At 45.6% G+C, this 612-nt stretch carries 1 protein-coding gene; it reads right to left on the bottom strand.

What is annotated here, in order from left to right; translation table 11 throughout:
• Positions 1–403: 403 nt before the first annotated feature.
• The coding region (locus JEM65_RS22685; protein WP_233530818.1) for a hypothetical protein at positions 404–612 on the bottom strand (209 nt) is incomplete at its 5' end.

Here is a 612-nt window from a genome sequence, read left to right as displayed (position 1 = left end):
TGATGATTGATTGGTTCACCTCAGTTATGTTGTATGGAAACAACTTTGCTTACAGTGTGTCATCGTGTATTCCTACAAATTAAAATAGGTTTATACCCAGAAGACAACACTTGGCCAATGAATGCTAGGCAATAGTGTGTGTGTGTGTGTGTGTGTGTGTGTGTAATCTAAGTTTATTCGAGAAACACTTTAGTAATATCTACTAGTATACAGTGTCAGAATTTTATATCAAAAATTTCGAGACCAGGCTGGTCGATGTCAGTAGGTAAATAAATTTGAGTCGAGAATACTATCACAACATTTATCACTTTTCTGTCCTTAGCTTTAGATGGGGGCGGTCTTGGCTAGGTTCTTTGCCACCTTCATGGCCGCTCCCTTGGTGGGGGCTTCTCTCAGGTCCTTGCTACCATTCCAGATGGTGGTAGCATGCCACACAAAGCCTTTGAGATGAGGGGAAGAGGGATGGCACCTCCAGTTGCTGCCCTGGTGCCCCTTTCACAATTGTTGGAGAAGAGGAGGTTGCCAATTGGGTTCCTGGTCCCGTTGGCTCCATCACAGCTGTGGTAGGCCTTCCAAGCCTCCATGGCAACCGCGCACACAGCAATGGAGTTG

The organism is Gelidibacter salicanalis, assembly GCF_016469035.1.
GTDB classification, from domain to species: domain Bacteria; phylum Bacteroidota; class Bacteroidia; order Flavobacteriales; family Flavobacteriaceae; genus Gelidibacter; species Gelidibacter salicanalis_A.
This window is presented reverse-complemented; position numbering and strand designations above follow the sequence as displayed.